Source organism: Kitasatospora sp. NPDC004614, assembly GCF_042873675.1.
Taxonomy (GTDB): domain Bacteria; phylum Actinomycetota; class Actinomycetes; order Streptomycetales; family Streptomycetaceae; genus Kitasatospora.
Window position 1 is genome coordinate 1,138,361 of record NZ_JBIALR010000001.1, and the last position, 21,656, is coordinate 1,160,016.

Sequence of the window (21,656 nt, forward strand, 5' to 3'; positions counted from 1 at the left end):
TTCGACGGCCTCGTACAGGGCCTTGATGTTGGCGGTGCCGAACTAGCCGGCGCCGCGCCGCTCCACCAGCTCCAGGAAGAACGTCCGGCGCGGGTGGGTGGAGCGGGCGAAGATCTGGAACAGCTCGCCGCCGTGGTCGCGGTCCACCAGCACGTTGGTCCCGCGCAGTTCGTCCACCGGGATACCCGTCGGGCCGAGCCGCGACTCCAGCGCCCGGTAGTACGCGCCCGGCGTGCTGAGGAACGCCACGCCGCGGGCGCTCAACTCCCGTACGGACGTGGTGATCGAGGCGGTGGAGAACGCCACGTGCTGGGCGCCCGCGCCGCCGTGCGCCTCCAGGAACCCGTCGATCTGGCCGGCGGTCCGCGAGGTGTCCGGCTCCAGCAGGGTGAACGTGACGGCGCCGCAGAGGCTTTGGACCACCCGCGAGTCCATCGCCTGGGTGCCGACCTCGACGTACTCGCGGAAGATCTCCTTGAAGCCCAGACCGCGCACCGCCCACTCGACCGAGGCGTCCAACTGCCCGCCCGGTACCGCGATCGCCACGTGGTCGAGGGACAACAGCCCGCCCCGGCAGGGGAGTTCGTCCGGCGGCAGGAGGTCCTGCGCGTCGGCGAAGCGCACCGCCAGGTCGCCGAACCCGGAGACCGTGCCCGCCCCGTCCAGGCAGCCGCCGCCCGCGTTCAGGGCCCGCTCGGCCGCCGCGGCCGCCGCCACCTTGTCGGTGTGCCGGAGCGCGACCACCGCCACGCCGTCGCCGTGCCGCCGCACCCACTCCGTCACCTGGTGCTCGGCGTCCACCGCCGAAGTCACCAGCAGCCGGATCGAGTTCTGGTGGGCCAGCACCTGCACCGTGCCTGGCGTGGTGCGAACCGGTTTGCTCAGCGTGAAGCCCCAGTCGTCGCGCAGTTGCGCGGCGTACTTGTGGGCGTCCTCCGCGTACAGTTCGAGGTAGGCGATGCCCGACACGGTCATGAGTTACCTCCGGGGTGCTTGGCCGCGATGCCGAAGTGCTCGGCGGCGATGCCGAGTTGTCTGGCCGCGATGCCGAGTTGTCTGGCCGCGATGCTCGGCGGGCCGAACACCAGGCTCAGGTTGTGCCCGCCGAACGCGAACGAGTTGGACAGCGTGTGGCGCACCGGTGCTCGCGCCGCCGAGCCGCGGACGTGCCGCAACTCGCAGTCGGCATCCGGCTGTTCGAGGTTCAGGGTGGGCGGCAGCAGGCCCTCGGCGACGGCCAGTGCGGACACCGCCGCCTCCACCGCCCCGGCCGCGCCCAGCAGATGGCCCGTCGCTCCCTTGGTGGAACTGACCAGCGGGCCCGCGTCGCCGAACACCTCGCGCAGTGCCGAGACCTCCGCCCGGTCACCCAACTTGGTGCCGGTGCCATGGGCGTTGACGTAGTCGACCGCCGACGGGTCGAGCCCCGCCGAGCGCAGTGCCGCGCGCATCGCACTGGCCGCGCCGGCGCCGTCGGGGCGCGGCATGGTCGGGTGGTGGGCGTCGGTGGCGGCGCCCCAGCCGGACAGTTCGGCGTACGCCGAAGCGCCGCGGGCAGCCGCGTGTTCGGCCCGCTCCAGTACCAGGACGGCGCTGCCCTCGCCCAGGACGAACCCGTTACGGCGGGCGTCGAAGGGCCGGGACGCCTGCGCCGGGTCATCCCAACCAGCTGCGAGCGCACGGGAGTTGTCGAAAGCGGCGACGATGGTCGGGTGCAGCGGGGCCTCGGCGCCGCCGCACACCACCACGTCCGCCTCGCCGCCGCGGATCAGCCGCAGGCCCTCGGCGACCGCCTGTGCGCCGGCCGCGCAGGCGGTGATCACGGCCGAGCTGTAGCCGCGGATGCCGTGCGTGATGGCGATCCGGGCGGCCGCCATGTTGGACAGCATGCCCGGCAGCAGGTAGGGGCTGACCGCGGCCCGGCCGCGTTCGCGCCGTGCGGCGGCCTGCTGCTCGTAACTCTCCAGCCCGCCACCGCCGGTGGCCAGCACCACTGCCACCCGCTCTGGATCGGCGTCCTGACGGATCGTCAGTTTCGCATCGGCCAGGGCATCGTCGGCGGCGGCGAGGGCCAGCAGCAGGAACCGGTCGGCGCAGCGGGTCTCGGTCGGCGGCAGCACCTCGGCGGCGGGCACGGGCGGGGCGATGCCGGCGGCCCGCAGCCACCCCGCCGCCGGGTGGTCCGGGGGCGGGGCGGTCAGCCCGGAGCGGCCGTCGGCGAGGGCACGGAACACCTCGGGGACGCCGCGGCCGAGGGGAGTCAGCCAGCCGATGCCGGTGATCTGGGCTGCGGGGCCGGTGGGATGGGCAGCGATGCCGGTGATCTGGGCGGCGGGGCCGGTGGGATGCGGGGCGGGCGCGCTCACTCGGCGCCGACCGAGGAGGAGAGGTGCTGTCGGCGCAGCAGGACCTTGCGGACCTTGCCGGTCGGGCCGAGCGGGATCCGGTTGTCCGGCACGGCGAGCACCGCGCGCACGGTGGCGGCGACGTGCGCCTCCAGCGCGGCCAGCACCCGGGCGGTGAGGTCGTCGGATTCGCCTGCAGCCGGGGCGAGTTGCAGCAGTACGTCCGTGACCACCCGGTCGCCGTCGCGGAACGCCACCACCGTGCAGTCGATGACGTCCGGGCAGGTGGCGAGGACGCGTTCCTCGCAGGCGGCAGTGTGCAGGCGGCGGCCGTCGCCGAGGTCGACGGTGTCGACGGCGCGGTCAACGTGGTAGTAGTAGCCGTCCTCGTCGCGGTACATCAGGTCGCCGGTGAGGAAGTAGTCGCGGATCCGGGTGCGGTGGGTGGTGACGGAGTCGTTCCAGTAGCCGACCGCGAGGGTGGGGGAGCGGGTGCCGAGTTCGCCGACCTCGCCCGGGCCGAGCTCGTTGCCGTCCGGGTCGAGGATCGCGCAGTCGACGAACGCGTGCGGGCGGCCCACGCAGCGGCCGTAGCGGTCGGAGTCGACGGTGTGGGTGATGAAGAAGTGCGAGTGGCCCATCTCGGACGAGCCGAGGCCGTCGATGAACACCGAGCCTGCGGTGCGGACCCGGCCCTGCCGGGTGGCGGTCTCGCGCGAACCCTGGGCGACGAGGCGGCGGATGTGGGTCTCGTGCGCGCAGTCGCCGGTGTTCCACCACAGGCCGACGGAGGACAGGTCGCGGGTGGACAGGTCGTGCCGGGCCAGGTCGGCCCAGGTGGTGGCGAACCCGTACACGCCGAGCGGCTGCCAGCGTTCGATCGCGTCCAGCACCGCCGGGCCCGACTGGCTTGACAGCAGGTGGAGTTGGGCGTCGAAGCTGAGCGCCAGATTGACCGCGATCAGGGTGGCGGCGTGCGCGGCGGGCAGTGCGCTCAGCACCCGGTCGATGCCCTGCGGGCGGGGCAGCAGCAGCCGGTGCCGGATCGCTGCGTACAGGCTCTGGTGCGAGTGCAGTACCGCCTTCGGCAGGCCGGTGGTTCCCGAGGAGTGGGTGATAGCGACCGGGTCGGTGGGCCAGTGCCGGTACGGGGTGGGTGCCGACTCCGGGTCGCCGTCGGCGAGTTGGGCGGTGTCGGCGAGCAGTGTGGTGCCGAGGTCGAGGCCCGCGAGCGCCTTGGCGTGTTCGGCGTCCGCGAGCAGCCCGGCCGCGTTCAACCGGCGCAGGTAGCGGGCCGAAGTGTCCGCGTCCAGTGCCGGGTTGAGCAGTGCCGGGATGGCGCCGAGCCGGGACAGGGCGAGGAAGGTGAGCACCTGGTCGGCCGCCGCGGAAGCCTGCACCGCCACCGGATCGCGTCGGCGCACCCCAAGCGCGTGCAGTGCGGACGCCCGTGCCCTTACGGTGAGGTCGAGTTGACGGAGCGTCAGCGCTGTGTTGGCGGGGTGGCCGTCGACGGGGGTGTCGAAGGTGAGGGTCGGCGAGTCGAGGCCGAGGCCCTGCTCGACCCGGGTGGTCAGGACGTTGCCGGCGCCGACGGAACTGTCCTCGGACAGGACGGCGCGCAGGGTGCGGAGGCTCATGGATCCCGTTCTTCTCGTGGTTCGGGACTCGTGGTGCGGGGCTCGCGGTGATTCGTGGTGCGGGGCTCGCGGTGATTCGTGGTGATTCGTGGTGATTCGTGGTGCGGGGCGTCGGCGGGCGTGAACGACGTGGGGGGTGTCAGGGGGCGAGCAGGACGGCGGTGGCGCGGTCGGGCGGGCCCTGCGCGGCGGTGATCAGCAGGACCTGCTCGGCATCCCCGTCCTCGATCAACAGGCGGGCCCGGTCGTGGAGTTCGGACTCGGTGTCGAAGCCGGGGCCGAGCGCGACGACCGGGCCGTCGAGCTGCCAGCGGGCGGCGAGATGGCCGAGGACGGCGTTCGGGTTGGACTGGAAGAACAGCAGGGGTGCGACGCGCCGGCCAGTGGTGGTGGCCCGGTCGAGGGCGTCCGCCGTGCCGGTGTCGCCGGTCGGGCTGGCCAGCAGCAGGGCGGTGCGGGGTGCGCCGAGGGCGGGTGGCGGCCCGTAGTGGCGGCGCAGACAGCGTTCGGCGGTCTCGGCCACCAGCGGATTGAAGCTGGACTCCACGAACCCCGCGATGGACGGGAGTTGGTCGTCCGGACGCTCGGGCCAGGCAGCGGACGCGAGCACCCGCAGCGGGCCGGTCAACTCCCGCGGCACTGGCAGCGGAGTGTCGTCGGAGGTGGTGATCACGCGGCGGCCACCAGGAGTGCGGTGTTCGCGCCGCCGAACGCGGAGTTCAGGGTGAGGGCCAGGCCGGGGGCGGCCGGGCGGGGTTGGTCGAGGACCAGGTCGAGCGGGCAGTCCGGGTCCGGGTGCTGCCAGCCGGCGTTGACGGGCAGCAGCCCGGCCTGCAGGACGCCAACGGTGACGGCGAGTTCGAGCAGCGCGGAGGCCTCCAGGGCGTGGCCGTGCACGGACTTGGTGGAGCTGACCGGCGGGGTGCCGGACGGGAACAGGGTGCGCAGCGCGGCGGCCTCGGCCAGGTCGCCGAGCTTCGAGCCCGCCCCGTTGGCGTTGACGTAGCCGATGGCGTCGGGCCGGGCGCCCGCGCGGGCGAGGGCGTCGCGGACCGCCCGGGCCAGGCCGGTGCCGGCCGGGTGCGGCCGACAGACGTGGTGCGCGTCCCCGGTGCGGGCCCAACCGGCGATCCGGGCCAGCGGGTTGCGGCCGCCGCGACGGTGCAGCGACGGCACGGACTCGAGGACCACGGCGACCACCGCGTCGCCGAGCAGCATGCCCTGCCGGCCCAGGCTGAACGGGCGGACGGCGCCGTCTCCGGCGAGCGCCCGGCCGGCGTCGAACACCGCGAAGGTGTCCGGCTCGACCAGATAGCCCGCGGCGACCAGCACGCGTTCGCGCCGGCCGGAGGCGATCAGCGCGGCGGCGTCGGCGACGGCCGTGGCGGCCGCCACGCACGCGCCGGTGTACACCCTGGGCCGCAGCCCGGTGCGTTCGGCGACCTCCGCGGCGACCGGTCCGGCCCGCCGGTCGCCGTGCAGGGCGAGCAGCAGCTCCTCGGACGTGCCGGAGGGCGCGCCGGAGGGTGCCCCGGCGGGTGCGCCGTCGGGCCGGTCGCGCAGTGCGCCCGCCTCGGCGAGCACCGACACCAACTGGTCGGCCAGCCGGGCCGGTTCGGGTGCGACGGCGGCCAGGTCGGTGCGGTGTCCGACGGTGCTGAAGCGGTCCACCGGGACGAACGCCGGCCGTCCGGCCAGCACCCCGTCCAGCAACGCCGCGAGCCCCGGGCCGAAGGCCGAGCGGACACCGATGCCGCCGACCAGGACGGTGCGCCGCGGCGGACCGTTCCGGATCGCGCTCCCGTTCATGCGTCGAGCTGTGGATCGAGTGGCGATTCGGGCTGTGACTTGAGCTGGGTGCCGAGGGCGGCCACGGCGTCGTCCACGGTGCGGATGGCGTCCAAGCTGTGGTCGTCCAGGTCGAGTTGGATGCCGTAGGTCTGCTCGACCTCGGCGATCAGCCAGGTCAGTTCGAGTGAGCCCAGGTGTTCGTCGACCTGCTCGGGGGCGCGGTCGCCGTAGCGGGCGAGCATGGCGATCGCCTCGGAGCGTCCGAAGCGGACCTCGGATCGGGTGTCCATCAGGCCGTGTCCACCGTGGAGTTGGCGATCCGGGCGGCGACCTCGGTGCTGAACTCGTCGATGGTCATCAGCGCGGTGGACTCCATGTCGTCGAGTTCGAAGCGGATGCCGAACTCCTCCTCGACCTGCACCGCCAGGTCGGCCAGTGCGAGTGACTCCAGGTCGAGGCCGGCGGGGCCGAGGTCGGTTTCCGAAGTGACTTGCGAGACGTCGTAGTTCATCGCCGCCAGCGTGGTGAGGACGAACGAGCGGATCTGTTCCTGCATGGACTTGCTCACTCCAGCGCGTCGGGGTGTAGGGGGTGTTGGGGCGGTGTGGTGCGGGCAGGGCGCACCGACGGACGGGCGGACGGTGTCTGGAGCCGTCCACCCGGCCGGGCGCACTGCGCGCGGAAGGGGGAGTGCGATCAGCGGGTGGCGTCGACCTGTCGGCGCAGGGCGGCGACGTCCCGCAGCAGCTTCCCGGTGGCGGTCCGGGGGAGCTGCGGCATCAGGTGCAGGCGGCGGGGCAGTTTGTAGCCCGCCAGTTCCCGGCCGAGCAGTTCGCGCAACTGCTCGGCCGCGCCGTCCCGTTCGGACGGTGCGGGGGAGGTGCCGTCGGCGGTCGCGGCGTAGGCCTCGATCGCGCCGTCGGCGAACACCACCACGGCCTCGACCACGCCGGGAAGCCCGGTCAGGGTCTGCTCGACCTCGTTCAGGCCGACCTTGAGGCCGCCGATGGAAATCTGTGAGTCGCGCCGCCCCAGTACCGTCACCCGGCCGGTGTCGGCGTCGAGCAGCGCGGCGTCCCGGGTGTGCAGCAGGCCGTCCGACCAGCGGGTCGGGTCGGTCGGGCCCAGGTACGGGGAGTGCGGGCGGCTGATGTGCAACTCGCCCGCCTCCAACGACAGTTGGAGGCCATGAACGACTTGCAGGGCCGGATGGTGGCGGCCCGACAGGTCGGTGGCGATGACCCCGGTCTCGGTCATCCCGTACATGGTGCCCAGCGGCACACCGTAGCGCCCACGGAACGCGGCGGGAAGACCGGGGCGGATCAGTTCGCCGGCCACGATCATCCGCCGCAGCTGCGGGAGTTGGGGCGGCGCGGCCACCGCGGCCAGCAGCTCGGCGTGGAACGGCACTCCGATCACGGTGGTCGGGGCGGTGCCGTCGGTGATCGCGGTGAGGATGCCCGCGGGGGTCATCCGCTGCGGCACCACCAGCTCCACGCCCGCGTGCAGGGCGTGCAGCAGCCCGCCGACCAGGCCGAGTACGTGCACCGTGGAGGACAGCAGCACGGTGCGTTCGCCCCGGGTCGGGAACTCGGGCAGCCGTGCGTAGCAGTCGAGTTCGCGCAGCAGGTCGCCCGCCGTCCGGCCGATCACCTTGGACGGGCCGGTCGAGCCCGAACTGAGCTGCACCAGCACGTGGTCGCCGAGTGCGAGCGGCCCGGCGGCCCCTGGGTCGTTCGCGGGCGGCCGGTCCTGCGAGGCGTCCGGTGGCGGCCTGAACTGCGGCCGCCCGTCGGCGAGTTCGACCAGCACCCGGGGGCGCAGCCGGTCCGCCGCGCGGTCCACCTCGACGGCGGTCAGGCGGTGGTCGAGCAGAACGGCCCGCGCGCCGGCCCGCCAGGCGGCCAGCAGTACCGCGACGAACTCCGCCGACGGCGGCATGCGCAGAGCAACCGTTCCGTGTTCGCCGAGACCGGCCGCGGCCAACTGCCGCTGCCGCTCGGCCACCAGGGCCCGCAGCGTTCCTCTGCTCACCGGAGCGCCGAAGCGCAGGCACGGTTCGCCGTCCGGTCCGGCGAGTAATTGTTCGTCCACCCAGTCCGCGGCAACCGTGCGGCCGCGCACCGGGGTTGGGATCAGCGTCAACGCAACTCCACGCGCTCGGATGGGAAGCATGGGTCGGAAGTTGTGATGCTTCAGTGTGGATCCCCCGTCGGTGCCGACCTTTGCACGGGAGCGCATCGAGGGTCAAGGTCTATACCAGTGGCGGTCGGACCCCTACGCTGTCCCTCGTTTTCGCACGGGGTGACGGATCATCAGGAGGTTCGGAGACGATGGTTCCGCGATCTCTGGCGGAGCGCGGCACGCCGGCCTCGACAGCTGGCGTCGCCACGTCCTGCGCGCGTCACTCTCCTTATATATAGGGGAGCGTGACAAGACACCGACAATCGGCCGCTGCCGGACCCCCGATCAAGCGTGAAAGGACCCCGTGGCCACCACCGCAGAGCCCGAGCCCGCCCGACCCGAGGCCGCCCGATCCGAGCCCGCCCGACCCGAGGCCGCCCGATCCGAGCCCGCCCGACCCGAGGCCGCCCGATCCGAGCCCGCCCGACCCGAGCCCGCCCGACCCGAGCGGGCCCGACCCGAAACCGCCCGACCCGAGCGGGCCCGACCCGAAACCGCCCACCCCCTGTTCGCGGACTGGGACTGGGAAGACCCCGCAGGGCTCGAAGCCCGCACCGACGCGTTCACCGAGAACCTCGCCCGGTGCAGCACGATCGAGGTCGTCCGTCCCGAAATGCCGTACACACACCAGGACTTCCAGGAGCTCGGGGTCACCGGCATCGAGTTCGCCGCGTTCCGCACCCGGCACCCGCACGGCCTCGGCGCCGATCTCGTCGGCCTGCACACCGACAGCGAGGCCACCCGCCCCGGACCGGTCTACCGGATCGACGGCGCCGCGCTGTTCACCCAGCTCGACATCAGTCGCCCGCTCCCGATCGCCGACCACAGCGTGGACTGGGTGTACGCCGAGCACCTGATCGAACACGTCCCGCTCGGCACCGCCGTGCACTGGCTCGCCGAAGTCCGCCGCATCCTGCGGCCCGGCGGCCTGCTCCGCCTCACCACCCCCGACCTGGCGCGCTACATCGACGGATACCTCGACGGGCAGGAGCAGTTCTTCCGCCGCCACCGCCGCCGTCTGCGCACCATGCGGGTGGGCCCGCCGATGCCGGAGCGCCGCGCCTTCATGCTGAACCAGATCTTCTACCATTTCGGGCATCGGTGGATCTACGACGAGGCCGAACTCCGGCACGTCCTCGACCGCGCCGGCTACCACGAATTCGCCATCCAGCGACGGGAGTTCCAGCTCGGCGCACGCCCTGACGTGGCCGATCTCGACACGGCCTTCCGCAAGGACGAGTCGATCTACCTGGAGGCCGTTGCCCCCGGAGGACCGCACTGATGCCATTGCACCCGCAGGCCGAAGCCTGGCGTGCCCGCCGGGCCGCCGCCGGCACCCCGCCGCTGTACACCCGCACCCTGGACGAGGCCCGCGCCGCCGACCTCGCCGACCTGCGGGCAGCCACTGGCACCGGTGAACCCGTCGCTGCCGTCGAGGAGTTCACCATCGACGGCCCGGGCGGCCCGCTCACCCTGCGGCACTACCACCCGGAGCGCGCAGCCGCCGATACCGACCGCCCCGGCCCCGCGCTGCTGTACCTGTACGGCGGCGGCTGGGCGCTCGGCTCACTGGAGACCGGCGACCCGATCTGCCGCTCGCTCGCCAACGCGACCCGCGCCGCCGTCCTCGCCGTCGGCTACCGGCACGCCCCCGAACACCGCTTCCCCGCCGCCGTCCACGACTGCTGGGCCGCACTCGACTGGCTTTCCCGCCACGCGCCCCGGCTCGGCCTCGACCCGGCCCGTATCGCCGTCGGCGGCGACAGCGCCGGCGGCAACCTCGCCGCCGCCCTCACCCTGCTCGCCCGCGAACGCGGCGGACCGGCCATCGTCCACCAACTGCTGATCTACCCCAACACCGACCACCGCGTCCCGCCGGCGACCCTCGACGGTGAGGATCCGGCGCTGTTCAACCGCCGCTCGGTGGCCTGGTACTGGTCGCACTACCTCGCCGACCCGGCCGACGCGCGAAACCCCTCGCCAGCCCACTGCGCGCACCCGACCACCGCGGTCTGCCGCCCGCCACCGTGATCACCGCCGAGTACGACCCGCTGCGCGAGGAGGGCGAGGAATACGCCGCCGCCCTGCGCGCCGCCGGCGTCCCCGTCACGCTCCGCCGCTATCCCGGCATGCCGCACGGATTCTTCGCCATGCCCGGCGTCCTGGACGACGGCCGAGCGGCTCAACTCTTCGCCACGGAAGAGCTGTTGGCGGCGTACGGGGCGCCGGTGGAGGCCGGCCGGTGAGCGGCGTGCTGCGGCTGGCCGACCTGCACGGCTCGCTGTCGGACCCGCTGCTGGACGCGATGACCTTCCTCAACGAAGTCACCGGACGCTACCCCGAGGCGATCTCGTTCGCGCCGGGACGCCCGCACGAGGAGTTCTTCGACCCGGCCGACATCCCGGTCCATCTGGCCACCTACCTGCGGCACTTGCGCGAGGAACGGGGGCTGTCGGAGAACCAGGTCCGGCAGGAGGTGTTCCAGTACGGGCGGACCAAGGGCCTGATCGCGCCGCTGGTCGCCCGGGCGCTGGAGTCCGACGAAGGCATCGCGGCCGACCCCGAGGCGCTGGTGGTCACCGTCGGCGCGCAGGAGGGCATGCTGCTGGTGCTGCGGGCCCTGTGCGCGGGGCCGGACGACGTGCTGCTGGTCTCCTCGCCGTGCTACGTCGGCGTGACGGGTGCGGCCCGCCTGCTCGACCTGACCGTCCGCCCGGTGCCCGAGGCAGGCCCCGACGGCGGCCTCGATCCGGAGGCGCTGGCCGCCGCCGTCGACGAACTGCGCGCCGCCGGGAAACGCCCGCGGGCCTGCTACGTCGTCCCCGACTTCGCCAACCCGAGCGGCGCGAGCCTGGACGAGGCGGCCCGCCGGCGGCTGCTGGACGTCGCCGAGTCCACGGGCGTGCTGCTGATCGAGGACAACCCGTACGGCTTCTTCGGCCGCAACGGGCCCGTCCGGCCGACGTTGAAGGCACTGGACCGCGACCGGCGCAACGTGATCTACCTCGGCTCGTTCGCCAAGACCTGTTTCCCCGGCGCCCGGGTCGGCTACGTGCTCGCCGACCAGCAGGTGGCCGGACCGGACGGCCGACTCGGCCTGCTCGCCGACGAACTCGCCAAGCTGAAGAGCATGACCACCGTCAACACCTCGGCACTCAGCCAGGCCGTGATCGGCGGCATGCTACTGGCCGGCGGGCTGCGCCTGCGGGAGGTCAACGAGCCCGCCCGGCAGTTCTACGCCCGGAACATGGACACCCTGCTGAGGGAACTGGAAAACGCTTTCCGGTTGGTTCCGGGAGTCTCCTGGAACAGTCCGGAGGGCGGTTTCTTCGCGGTCGTCACCGTCCCGTTCCGGGCCGACGCCAGGGCGCTGGACGCCTGCGCCCGCGCGTACGGCGTGCTGTGGACGCCGATGGACGGCTTCCACCCCGGCGGGGGCGGCGAGCACCAGCTGCGGCTGTCCTGCTCGTACCTGACACCGGAGCAGGTCGTGGAGGGCGTCCGGCGGCTGGCCCGGTTCGTGACGGAACGGGCGGCGCAGGGGAGTTGACGCGGCAGCGGCGTGCGGGGCCCGGCGCGTGATGCCGGTCCCCGTTTCGTGGTGGGCCGCGTTTCGTGGTGGGCCGCGCTTCATGCCGGTCCCCGCTTCATGCCGGTCCCCGCGTCGTGGTGGGCCGCGCTTCGTGCTGGGCCGCGTTTCGTGGCGGCCCCGCTCCGTGGTGGGCCGCGCTTCGTGGCGGGCCCGTCTCAGCGGATCCGGCGGGCGAACAGCCGGGCCGCCCAGGCCACCGCGAGGACCGTCATCAGGCCGGTCAGCAGCAGGCCGCGCCACACCTCGGGTGCGTCGAGGTGGCCGGCGAACAGGGCGCGCATGCCCTCGACGCCCCAGTAGCAGGGATTCCAGGACGCGGCGGTGCGCAGCCAGGCCGGGGCGAGTGCGATCGGGAGGAGGGTGCCGGAGAGCAGCGCCAGCGGCTGGGCGATGGTGTTGACGACGGGGCCGAGGGCGGCGTCGGTGGGCACCAGCAGGGCCAGGCCGTAGGAGACCGAGGACGCCATCAGGGCCATCAGCGCGAGCAGTGCCATGGCGAGCAGCAGATCGGTGAAGCCGACGGTCAGCCCGAACGGGATGGCCAGTACGGCGATCAGCAGGGACTGGACGAGCAGCGCGGTGGTCTCCCGCAGGGCGCGGCCGAGCAGCAGCGCGACCCGGCTGACGGGCGTGACCCGGGAGCGCTCGATGACGCCGGCGTGCAGTTCGCCGAGCAGCGTGAACCCGGTGAACAGGCCGCCCATCACGGCCAGCGCGGACAGCAGGCCGGGCACGTAGATCCGGTAGGCGTCGGCGGTGCTGTGCGCGCCGGAGGCGGCCAGTGCGGAGGTCAGCAGCGGGGCGAACAGTAGGAGGTAGCACAGGGGTTGGAGCAGTCCGACGGCCAGCCACGCGGGCGAGCGGGCCATCAGGAGGAGTTGGCGCTGGTAGACCAGCCAGGTGTCGCGGGCGAGTTTCACGGGGACCTCGTGGGGGCGGCAGACGGGAATTGACGGATCGTCAGTTATTGACCAGCGGGCGCCCGGTGAGGGCGAGGAACACGTCGTCCAGGCTGGGGCGTTGCAGCTGGACGTTGTCCGGCTCCAGGCCGGCGGCGGCGAGTGCGCGCAGCAGCTGCGGGATCGCGGTGGCGGCGGAGTCCACGTGCAGGCGCAGTCCGTCCTGCTCGGGCAGGGCCTCCAGGCGCTGGACGCACGGGAGTTCGTTGAGGGCGTGGGTGGCGCGGGCGGTGTCCTCGGCGGCGGGCAGGCCGATGGTGACGGCGTCGCCGGAGATCTGCTGCTTGAGCTGCTCGGGGGTGCCCTCGGTGACGATGCCGCCGTGGTTGACGATGCCGATCCGGTCGCACAGGGCGTCGGCCTCGTCCAGGTAGTGGGTGGTGATCAGCACCGTCATGCCCTGTTCGCGCAGGCGGCGGACCTCCGTCCATACCTGGGCGCGGCTGCGCGGGTCGAGTCCGACGGTGGGTTCGTCGAGGAACAGCACCTTGGGGCGGTGGACCACGCCGAGGGCGAGGTCGAGGCGGCGGCGCTGGCCGCCGGAGTACGTCTTGCAGGCGCGGTCGCCGAACTCGGTGAGGTCGAAGGCCGCCAGGCCCTGTTCCGCGCGTTGCAGCGCCTCGGCCTTGCGGATGCCGTACATCCGGGCCTGGAGGACGAGTTCCTCGCGGGCGGTGGCGTGGTCGGTGGTGCCGCCGCCCTGGGCGACGTAGCCGATCCGGCGGCGGACCTCGCCCGGCTCGGTGCGCAGGTCGGCGCCGGCCACGGTGGCCGCGCCACCGTCGGGCGCCAGCAGGGTGGCGAGCATGCGCAGCGTGGTGGTCTTGCCTGCGCCGTTCGGGCCGAGGAGGCCGTAGATCTCGCCCTCCGCGACGTTGAGGTCGAGGCCGCGCACCGCGTCGACGGTGGCGACGCCGCGGCGGGGCCGGAAGGACTTGCGCAGCCCCTTGGTCACGATCAACCCGGACTCCTGTGCTCGGTCGGTGGGTTCGGATGCGGTTGCGCTGAGGGGGAGAGGGTGGGGCGGCTGATGCCGGAGCAGACCCTAGGGCCCGACCCCACCCGCCGACAATGGTCTGGACCATGCGGACGGCGCGGACTCAACGCGGTGCGCGCACGAACCGCTCCAGCCGGTCGACGGCGGCCACCGAGCCGCCGCCGGAGGCCAGTTGACGTCCCAGGCGCTGTGCGGCGGCCCGGAACCCCGGGTCGTCGAGGACGGCTCGCAGCGCCGCGCGCAGCTGCTCGGAGGTGGCGGTGGCGAAGTCGACCCGGACGGCCGCGCCGAGTGCCGCCAGCCGGCCGGCCGTCACCGGCTGGTCGTGGCGGATCGGGGCGACCACCAACGGCCGTCCGTGGACCAGGGATTCAGCCACGGTGTTCATCCCGCCGTGGCACAGTACGGCGTCCACCGCCCCGCGCTCAAGCAGTTCCAGCACCGGGACCCGCTCGCACGCCACCGCGTCCGGCGGCAGCGGGGCGTCCCCCGGGGCCGCCACCACGGCCTGTACGTCCGGGAGTTCGGCGAGCGCGGCGGCCGTCCGGTGCAGGAAGTCGCCCGCGACCTCGGCCGACAGCGTGCCCATGGTGACCAGCACCCGGCGGCGCCCGGGCTCCAACCTCTCCCAGGGGAACGGGAGTTCGGGGCGTGCTGCGAGCAGCGGCCCCACCAGGGCGTATTCGGCCGGAACTCGGTCGAGTCCGGCGAGTTCCCGGCAGGTCGGGGCGATCAGCAGGCTGGAGGAGAAACGCGGGTCGGTGAACTCGTCGGCGGGCAGGCCGGCCCGCTCCCACAGGCCGCGCAGCACCCCGTCCCGCCAGGACGTCAACTCGCCTTCGCCGCCCAGGGGATCGCCGATCTCCAGCGAGGACGGCGCGAACGTCGCCCACCGCACGCCCGCGCCGTGGGCGGCCAACGCGCCCGCCGGGCTGTGCTGATCGACCAGCACCACGTCCGGCCGCCACTTCCGCACGGCCCGGCGCACCGCGCCCAGGGTGAACCTGGTGTGCGGCACCACGAACCCGTCCCAGAGCGAACGCACCGCCGCCGCCCCGCCCACCGCCTGTTCCCGGAACAGCCGGCCGCCCGTGGGATGCACCAGTGCGTCCGGGCCGAGCACCGGGCGCAGCGCCGACTCCGGCCCCACCCAGGAGACTTGGTGCCCGCGGCCGGCCCACTCCAGGGCCAGCGCCCGGGCCGGCAGCAGGTGTCCGGCGAGCGGGGGGACCACGATCAACAGGCGCAGCGGGGAATCGACGGGGGGCATGGTGGAGTCCTTCCGGGAGGAGCGGAGGAGGTTCAACGGCGCGGCAGGGGTCGCGACTTGCCGGGCCGGTCGAGAAATTCGCACGCGTCGTGTGCAAACGACGGGGAACTGGTACAGACCACAAGGGGGAGTCGGGAAGGAAGCGCCGGAGATCCCTTGTGCGGGCCGGTGAGGCGTGGGAATACTAGCCCGCGTGACCGCTCTGGAAGCAGTCGCCGTCCACCTTCCGCCCGTCGCCGAACCGATCGAACTGGTCGGGGAACGCCTCGGACTGACGGACCGTCAGATCAGGCTCTTCCGCCGGTTCCACGGCCTCGACCAGGTCAGGGTGGACCACGACGGAGGCCTGTCCGACCTGCTCACCGCCGCAGCGAAGGCCCTGGCCCCGCTGCCCGGCAACGAACACCGCGTGAAGTACGTGCTGCACGCGCGCAGCCTGCCGATCGCGGCGCCCTACCCGCACAACCCGCTGCACGACGTGCTCGGCCGTCTGGGGCTGAGCCACGCCCGTGCCTTCACCATCACCCACCACGCCTGCGCCGGCTCGCTGTTGGCGCTCGACGTGGCCGGTCGGCTGCTGGCGGCAGACCCCGACCCCGAGGCGCTGGCGTTGATCCTGGCGGGCGAGAAGACCTTCACCCGGGATGCCCGCACCGTCCCGGACACCGCCCTCTTCGGCGAAGGGGCAGCGGCAGCCCTGGTACGGGCCGAAGGTGAACACGACCGGGTGCTGTCCTACGCGGTCGACCAGCGCGGCGAGTTCGACGGGCGACTCGCCGACGATCCGGACCTGATGCAGCGCTACCAGCGCAGCTACCCGGAGCTGATGATCGCGGTGATGGAAGCCGCGCTGAACGAAGCCGGCGAGAGCTGGGAGTCGATTCGGCTGCTGCTGCCGCACAACGTCAACCAGATCTCCTGGAAACGGATCTGCCGCCAGATCGGGTACCCGCCCGAACAGGTGGTGCTGGACAACGTCCCGGCGGTGGGGCACAGCTTCGCCGCCGACATCCTGCTCAACCACCACACCGCCACCGGCCGCGGCCTGCTCCGCCGCGGCGACCGCTACCTGGTCGCCGCGTCCGGACTCGGCGCGACCTTCGCCGCCATGGTGCTCCAGCACTGAGGCGCCGCGCACTCCGGGCTCCCCGGCTCGGCGCGGCCGAGCGAAGGCGACGCGCCGATGGCGGCCGTGTGAGCGCCGCACCCGGCCCGCACATCCGGGCCCCGCCGACAGGGAATCGCCATGACCGACCCCGCCACCGACCGACCCGCCGCCCCCTCGGAGCCGGCCGACCCCGCCACCGACCGACCCACCGCCCCCTCGGAGCCGGCCGACCCCGCCACCGACCGACCCACCGCCACCTCGGAGCCGGCCGACCACGCCACCGACCGACCCGCCGCCCCCTCGGAGCCGGCCGACCACGCCATCGACCCCGAGCTGCGCAGCCGCGCACTCGACGGGATCATCCAGCTGCTGCCCCGCGTCCTCAAGCGCGAACTGCCCGAAGTCACCGAGAACGCCTGCCTGTTCGACGAGGTCGGACTGACCTCGGCCGCCACCCTGGAACTCATCCTGGAACTCGAGGACCACCTCGACGTGCAGATCGACGTCGAAGGCATCGACCAGGACGACCTCCGCTCGGTCGGCACCCTGGCCGGCTTCATCGCCGGACACGTCATCGCCGAGGACTGAACGTGCGCGTCCGCGGACCGCTCCCCGCCACCACCCTGCCGCGCACCGCCTCCCCGCTGCGCCTGACCACCGCCCACTCCTTCGACCTGGCCGGCCACTCCCCACTCGCCACCGACCCCGACCTGCGCACCTTCACCGCCGACCTGGCCCGCCCCTACGGCGTGGCACTCGACGAGGACGCGCTGACCGGGGCCCGCGGCCAGTCCTACCTCGCACTCGGTGAACTCGCCGTACGCGAACTCGTGCACGCGGCCCGGCCGGTCGATCTGCTGGTGCTGGTGTACGCCACACCCGACGTCCGACCCGGGCAGTCGGTGGCGATCCAGCTCGCCGGAGCGTGCCCCGGCGAACCTCTCTCCTTCGCCGTCTGCGACGAGGGCGCCGGCGGCACGTTCAGCGCGCTCGCCATCGCCGACGCCTACGCCCGCACCGGCGGCGCGCGCCGCGCACTGCTGATCACCGTCGAACAGGCCGACCTGCACCACCGGCCGCACCGGCCGGCCCGGTTGCCGGATCGGCACTCCGCTGCGGCGCTGCTCTGGGAGGCCGGTGGTCGCGGGAGTCCGCTTCAACTACTGCTCAGTAAAGCTGATGTGATGGAGCATCAGAGTGAAGTTGCATTGGCCGAGTTGTGCGCCGGACTGCCGGAGCGTTCGCTGCTCGTGCTCGGCCCCGGCCTCGCCGACGTCTCGGCCCCCGGCGGCGTGGAGGCCCGGCGGGCCCGCCCTGGCAGCCCGTACACCGGCGGCTGGGCCGCGCTCGGCGACGCACTGGCCGACCCGCAGCTCGCGGGCCGCCCGCTCGCGCTCGCGGACCGGGAGCCCGAGACCGGCCGGCTCGACCTGGCCTGCTGGGCGCCCGAGGAGGCCGCCTGATGGTCGAGGTCTGGTTGATCGCCACCGACACCACTCCCGAACGGGCCCGCGCCCTGCTGGAGTTGCTCGACCCGGACGAACGCGACCGCGCCGCCCGCACCCCCGACGGCCCGCACCGCCACCGCTGGATCGCCGCGCACGCCGCCGCCCGCCGGCTGACCGCTGCGGCCGCGGGCGTTCCGCCGGAGCGTGTCCGGTGGCGGCGTGGCCCACACGGGCGGCCCGAACCCATGGGCCTGGAAAAGGAGTTGAGCGTCAACCTGAGTACCGCCGGCCCATGGGCGCTGTTCGCCGTCCAGCAACGTGCCGACGGAGACGGCGAGATCGGCACGGACCTGGAACCCGTCCCGGCCGGGCAGGCCGCCGCCCGACTCGCCCGGCGCTACTACCCGCCGTCCGAAACCGCCGGCGGGGCCGCCGAGTTCGCCCTCCGCTGGACCCGCAAGGAGGCGTACACCAAGGCCTACGGCGGACGCCTCGCCGACGGCTTGCGCACCTGGGTCGGGCCGACCGGCGGCCCCGGTACGCACCGGATCGACGGCCCGCTCGGGCCCTGCGCCGTCCACGACCTGCCCGCACCGTCCGGCTATCGGGCCGCCGTCGCCCGGACCGGCAGCCGGCTGCTCCGGCCGACGCTGCTGAGCCACCCGCCGGACCCGGCCGAGGAGTTCGCCGCCCTCGACACGCCCACCCCCGCCCCCGGAGGCAGACCATGACCCGCCACCCAGACGACGCCACCCCGCTGCCGACCGCCGCCCCCGGCGTCCAACTCCAGTCCGCCGCCTACGAGAAGCTGCTCGCCGCTCTGCGCGAGGCGATCGCCCGGCTCGCCGACGACGAACCGTTCGAGCGGCTGGTCGTTCCGCCCGTGATCTCCCGCGCCACCATCGAACGGGCCGGCTACGTCGCCTCCTTCCCGCACCTGCTCGGCACCGTGCACAGCTACACCGGCAGCGCCGCCGACTGGCGGCAACTCGCCCCGCTGATCGCCGAGTCCGGCCCCTGGCACGCGCAGCAGACGGTGTCCGACCTGGTCCTGCTGCCCGCCGCGTGCTACCCCGTGTACGACACCCTCGCCGGTCAGGACCTCCAGCTCCCCGCCCGGTTCAGCGTCGAGGCGCAGTGCTTCCGGCAGGAGGCCACCGCCGAACCCGGCCGCCTGCGCACCTTCCGGATGGCCGAACTCGTCACGGCAGGCACCCCCGCGCACTGTCTCGACTGGCGCGAGCGCTGGCTGGAGCGGGTCGCCGCCTGGTTGGAGACGCTCGGGCTCAAGCCGTTGATCGAGCTGGCCGACGACCCGTTCTTCGGCGGCGGCCGCCGCCTCTACCAGGCTGCCCAGCGCGCCCAGGAGTTGAAGTTCGAGCTGCGCGTGCCCGTCGCCGACGGACTGGTGCAGGCGATCGCCTCCGCCAACATCCACAAGGACCACTTCGGCGAAGCCTTCGCGTTCACCGCCGACGGCGCGCCCGGCCACACCGCCTGCACCGCCTTCGGCCTCGACCGGATCGCCCTGGCTCTGCTGCACGCCCACGGCCCCCGGCCCGTCGACTGGCCCGAGGCCATCAGAACCGCCCTGAACGGAGACTGAGCACGTGTCCCAACAGCAAGACGTCGTGGTGAAGTTCAGTGCAGAGACACCCGAGGTGGAGGGCCCGCTCACCCTCGGCCAGGACAACATGATCCGCTGCCTGCGCCACGACGAACCCTCGCACATGAACAAGCAGGCCACCTGGACCGTCCCCGCCGGGGCCGACCTGCCGACCTGCGTGCGCGCCTTGCAGATCCTCGCCGAACGCCACGCCGCCCTGCGCACCGTCTTCCCCGGCCCCGCCGACCGCCAGCCCGAACGCCAACGCGTCCGATCCGCAGGCGAGTTCAGCGTGCACGTCATTGCTCTGGACGACGACGAGGACCCGGCCGAGCGTGCCGAACGGTTCTGCTGGGACGGTCGCCGTCAGGCCTTCGACCTGGCGGAAGACTTCCCGTTGCGGTGCGCTCTGCTCACCCGGCACGGCGTCCCCGTGCTACTCGCGGTGGTCATCTGCCACGCCCAACTGGACGGCGTCGCCACCGGGTTGCTCTACCAGGAGTGGCTCACGCTGGCCGCCGGTGGCACCCTGCCGCCACCCACCGCGCCCACCCCCGTCGAGGTCGCCGAGCAGGAGAGGTCGAGCTCCGGGCAGCGCCGCACCCGCGCCGCCCTGCGGCACTGGGAGCACATCCTCGCCGACCAGCCGTCCGCCGTGTTCGCCGACGACCGGATCGGCCCCAACGACACCCTGCTGCCCACCCTCGGCGTCCGCTCACCCGCCGGCGCCGCCGCTCTCGCCCGCGCCGCCCAGCGCACCGGCGCCTCCAACTCGGCCGTGCTGCTGGCCTGTTACGCCGCCCTGGCCGCGCACCGCGCGGCCCGCACCACAGTCGTGATGGCCGCGCTCTCCGCCAACCGCCACCGTCCCGGCCTCGCCGAGCACATCGGCACCCTCGCCCAGGACGCCCTGCTCGCCGTCGACACCGACTGCCCCGACCTGGACACCCTGATCGGCCGCACCCAGGCCCAGGCGCTGTCCGGCTACTGGCACGCCACCTTCGACGCCGAACGCATCTGGCAACTCATCGAGGACGTCGCTCACCGCCGCGGCGCCCGGTTCGCCCGCCACGTCGTCGTCAACGACCTCAGCGCCACCGTCCCCGACGCCGTCGCCGCCACCAGACCCGACCCGACCGCCGACCCCGACCTGGCCTGGTACCCCGCCGAACCCACCCCCACCCGGCTGATGCTCAACATCTGGCGCACCACCGGCTGCCTCGAGTTCACCCTGCACACCCACCCCGACGTCCTCGACCGCGACGAGACCGAACTCTTCGCCCACGCCCTGCTCCGCCTGCTCGACCTGGCCGGCCGCCGCACCGTCCGACTCGGCCCCGACGGTGAACTCGCCGCCCTGACCGGCCTCCCCGTCGGCCGCCGCGACAAGGGCCGCTGGCAGCAGCTCGGCACCAACTGGATCGACCTGGACGCCGTCACCGACCTGTTGCGCACCGCACTCGATGCCAGGAACGTCGAAGTGGACGTCCAGGAGGGAGAGTTGACGGCGACAGTCGACACCGGCGGGACGGTGCTGGCCCCCGGGCAGGCGCACGCCGCCGTGATGGCCGCACTGCCCGGGCACGACACCGCGATGGCACCGCACCGCTATGTCCTCAACGGTGGCAGCGGCAGCGGACGGGACTGACCGCGCACCCGGGTGGAGCAGTCTCCCGGCCACCCGGGCGCGTCGTGCCCGGGCGGCGCGGGACGCCCCGTGAGGATGGGACGCGACACCGTCCCCAACTCACCTCAGCCGGAGCCCACCATGGAGCTGTTCCCGCCCCTGCCCCTGGAGTCCTGGCGGGACACCAAGGAGACCCTGCACCGATTCGCCCAGGTCATCGGCAAGATCCGGCTGGCCGGCAGCCCCCGCCGCAACCACTGGTGGAACGTACCCTTCCACCTCACCGGACGCGGCATCACCACCCGCCCCACCGGCCCGACCCGCGGCGGCGACGCCTTCACCATCGACTTCGACTTCACCGACCACCGGCTGTACATCCGCACCCTCGACGGCGCCGAGGACTCGTTCCCGCTCACCGGCCGCTCCGTCAGCGACTTCTACCGCGACACCCTGCGGGCACTCATCCACCTCGACATCGACATCGTCCCTGAGCACCCCTACCCGTACGACCTGCCCGACGCGCACCGCCCGTTCGCCGACGACGACGAACACCGCAGCTACGACCCGGCCGCCGTCACCACCTACTGGCACATCCTCAGCCAAGTCGCCCTGCTGCTGGAGGAGTACGCCGCCGGCTACTCCGGCAAGACCAGCCCCGTGCACCACTTCTGGCACACCTTCGACCTCGCCGTCACCCGCTTCTCCGACCGCGAGATCGACCAGCCCACCGCCGTCGATCCCGTCACCCGCGAGGCCTACTCCCGCGAAGTCATCAGCGCCGGCTTCTGGTTCGGCGACGACAACGTCCCCGAGCCCGCCTTCTACTGCTACACCGCCCCCGAACCCGCCGACCTGACTGCTCGCCCCCTGCACCCCGCCGCCGCCTCCTGGGCCACGAGCCGCGGCAGCCACCTCGCCCTCCTCAAGTACCAGGACGTCCGAACCGCCGCCGACCCCTGGGCGACCGCACTCGACTTCCTCGACTCGGCCTACCGCGCCGGCGCCGACCTGGCCGGCTGGGGCCGCGAACGCGAATGCCCGGGCGGCGTGACCGACACCGTGCTGCGCGTCGAGCCGTCGGCCTAGCAG

The 21,656-nt window shown here is 73.4% G+C and carries 20 protein-coding genes and 1 pseudogene; 10 read left to right on the forward strand and 11 right to left on the reverse strand.

Annotated elements, in window-relative coordinates:
• Positions 1-42: 42 nt before the first annotated feature.
• The 8 genes from ACFYST_RS04980 to ACFYST_RS05015 form a co-directional block, all read right to left on the reverse strand.
• Positions 43-975 (reverse strand): 4-hydroxyphenylpyruvate dioxygenase family protein, encoded by a 933-nt coding sequence (locus ACFYST_RS04980; RefSeq protein WP_387859918.1) that lies wholly within the window; start codon positions 973-975, stop codon positions 43-45.
• Positions 972-2,366, reverse strand: coding sequence for a beta-ketoacyl-[acyl-carrier-protein] synthase family protein (locus ACFYST_RS04985; RefSeq protein ID WP_387859920.1), 1,395 nt, complete (start codon positions 2,364-2,366; stop codon positions 972-974). The genes ACFYST_RS04980 and ACFYST_RS04985 overlap by 4 nt, the downstream gene beginning before the upstream one ends.
• Positions 2,363-3,985, reverse strand: a complete 1,623-nt coding sequence (locus ACFYST_RS04990) for a class I adenylate-forming enzyme family protein (RefSeq protein ID WP_387859923.1) — start codon at positions 3,983-3,985, stop codon at positions 2,363-2,365. The genes ACFYST_RS04985 and ACFYST_RS04990 overlap by 4 nt, the downstream gene beginning before the upstream one ends.
• A 139-nt stretch (positions 3,986-4,124) precedes the next feature.
• On the reverse strand, positions 4,125-4,658 hold the full coding sequence (locus tag ACFYST_RS04995; RefSeq protein WP_387859926.1) for a hypothetical protein: 534 nt from the start codon (positions 4,656-4,658) through the stop codon (positions 4,125-4,127).
• Complete coding sequence (locus tag ACFYST_RS05000; RefSeq protein WP_387859928.1) at positions 4,655-5,794, reverse strand: beta-ketoacyl synthase N-terminal-like domain-containing protein; 1,140 nt, start codon at positions 5,792-5,794, stop codon at positions 4,655-4,657. Before ACFYST_RS05000 ends, ACFYST_RS04995 begins: the two co-directional genes overlap by 4 nt.
• Entirely contained in the window at positions 5,791-6,066 is a 276-nt protein-coding gene (locus ACFYST_RS05005; protein ID WP_387859930.1) for an acyl carrier protein, read from the reverse strand. The genes ACFYST_RS05000 and ACFYST_RS05005 overlap by 4 nt, the downstream gene beginning before the upstream one ends.
• Complete coding sequence (locus tag ACFYST_RS05010) at positions 6,066-6,332, reverse strand: acyl carrier protein (RefSeq protein ID WP_387859933.1); 267 nt, start codon at positions 6,330-6,332, stop codon at positions 6,066-6,068. Before ACFYST_RS05010 ends, ACFYST_RS05005 begins: the two co-directional genes overlap by 1 nt.
• Before the next feature lie 140 nt (positions 6,333-6,472).
• Entirely contained in the window at positions 6,473-7,921 is a 1,449-nt protein-coding gene (locus ACFYST_RS05015; RefSeq protein ID WP_387859936.1) for a class I adenylate-forming enzyme family protein, read from the reverse strand.
• A 343-nt stretch (positions 7,922-8,264) separates the two neighbouring features.
• Between ACFYST_RS05015 and ACFYST_RS05020 the strand changes: the two genes are divergently transcribed.
• From ACFYST_RS05020 to ACFYST_RS05030, 3 genes and pseudogenes are all read left to right on the forward strand, one after another.
• Positions 8,265-9,242, forward strand: coding sequence for a methyltransferase domain-containing protein (locus ACFYST_RS05020; protein WP_387859938.1), 978 nt, complete (start codon positions 8,265-8,267; stop codon positions 9,240-9,242).
• A pseudogene (locus ACFYST_RS05025) lies at positions 9,242-10,206 on the forward strand (alpha/beta hydrolase). The gene ACFYST_RS05020 and the pseudogene ACFYST_RS05025 overlap by 1 nt, the downstream one beginning before the upstream one ends.
• On the forward strand, positions 10,203-11,510 hold the full coding sequence (locus tag ACFYST_RS05030; RefSeq protein ID WP_387859941.1) for a PLP-dependent aminotransferase family protein: 1,308 nt from the start codon (positions 10,203-10,205) through the stop codon (positions 11,508-11,510). The pseudogene ACFYST_RS05025 and the gene ACFYST_RS05030 overlap by 4 nt, the downstream one beginning before the upstream one ends.
• A 197-nt stretch (positions 11,511-11,707) precedes the next feature.
• Here the strand turns inward: ACFYST_RS05030 and ACFYST_RS05035 are convergent, their stop codons facing one another.
• From ACFYST_RS05035 to ACFYST_RS05045, 3 genes are all read right to left on the reverse strand, one after another.
• A complete protein-coding gene (locus tag ACFYST_RS05035) occupies positions 11,708-12,472 on the reverse strand; it encodes an ABC transporter permease (RefSeq protein ID WP_387634155.1) in 765 nt (254 codons plus the stop codon).
• A 40-nt stretch (positions 12,473-12,512) separates the two neighbouring features.
• The gene (locus ACFYST_RS05040) at positions 12,513-13,466 is read right to left on the reverse strand and encodes an ATP-binding cassette domain-containing protein (RefSeq protein ID WP_387860098.1); all 954 of its coding nucleotides are present in this window, start codon (positions 13,464-13,466) and stop codon (positions 12,513-12,515) included.
• A 145-nt stretch (positions 13,467-13,611) separates the two neighbouring features.
• Entirely contained in the window at positions 13,612-14,778 is a 1,167-nt protein-coding gene (locus ACFYST_RS05045; protein ID WP_387859943.1) for a glycosyltransferase, read from the reverse strand.
• 193 nt (positions 14,779-14,971) lie between these two features.
• Between ACFYST_RS05045 and ACFYST_RS05050 the strand changes: the two genes are divergently transcribed.
• From ACFYST_RS05050 to ACFYST_RS05080, 7 genes are all read left to right on the forward strand, one after another.
• A complete protein-coding gene (locus ACFYST_RS05050) occupies positions 14,972-15,904 on the forward strand; it encodes a 3-oxoacyl-[acyl-carrier-protein] synthase III C-terminal domain-containing protein (protein ID WP_387634151.1) in 933 nt (310 codons plus the stop codon).
• Between the two features lie 120 nt (positions 15,905-16,024).
• A complete protein-coding gene (locus ACFYST_RS05055) occupies positions 16,025-16,474 on the forward strand; it encodes a phosphopantetheine-binding protein (RefSeq protein WP_387859945.1) in 450 nt (149 codons plus the stop codon).
• 2 nt (positions 16,475-16,476) lie between these two features.
• Positions 16,477-17,349, forward strand: coding sequence for a hypothetical protein (locus tag ACFYST_RS05060; RefSeq protein WP_387859947.1), 873 nt, complete (start codon positions 16,477-16,479; stop codon positions 17,347-17,349).
• Positions 17,349-18,065 carry a 4'-phosphopantetheinyl transferase family protein gene (locus ACFYST_RS05065; RefSeq protein ID WP_387859949.1) on the forward strand — a complete coding sequence of 239 codons (717 nt, stop codon included), beginning with the start codon at positions 17,349-17,351 and terminating at the stop codon, positions 18,063-18,065. Before ACFYST_RS05060 ends, ACFYST_RS05065 begins: the two co-directional genes overlap by 1 nt.
• A complete protein-coding gene (locus tag ACFYST_RS05070) occupies positions 18,062-18,940 on the forward strand; it encodes an aminoacyl--tRNA ligase-related protein (protein WP_387859952.1) in 879 nt (292 codons plus the stop codon). Before ACFYST_RS05065 ends, ACFYST_RS05070 begins: the two co-directional genes overlap by 4 nt.
• 4 nt (positions 18,941-18,944) lie before the next feature.
• Positions 18,945-20,588: a condensation domain-containing protein gene (locus ACFYST_RS05075; protein ID WP_387859955.1), complete on the forward strand. Its 1,644-nt coding sequence runs from the start codon at positions 18,945-18,947 to the stop codon at positions 20,586-20,588.
• 120 nt (positions 20,589-20,708) lie between these two features.
• Positions 20,709-21,653 carry a DUF5996 family protein gene (locus ACFYST_RS05080; protein ID WP_387636782.1) on the forward strand — a complete coding sequence of 315 codons (945 nt, stop codon included), beginning with the start codon at positions 20,709-20,711 and terminating at the stop codon, positions 21,651-21,653.
• Positions 21,654-21,656: the final 3 nt, after the last annotated feature.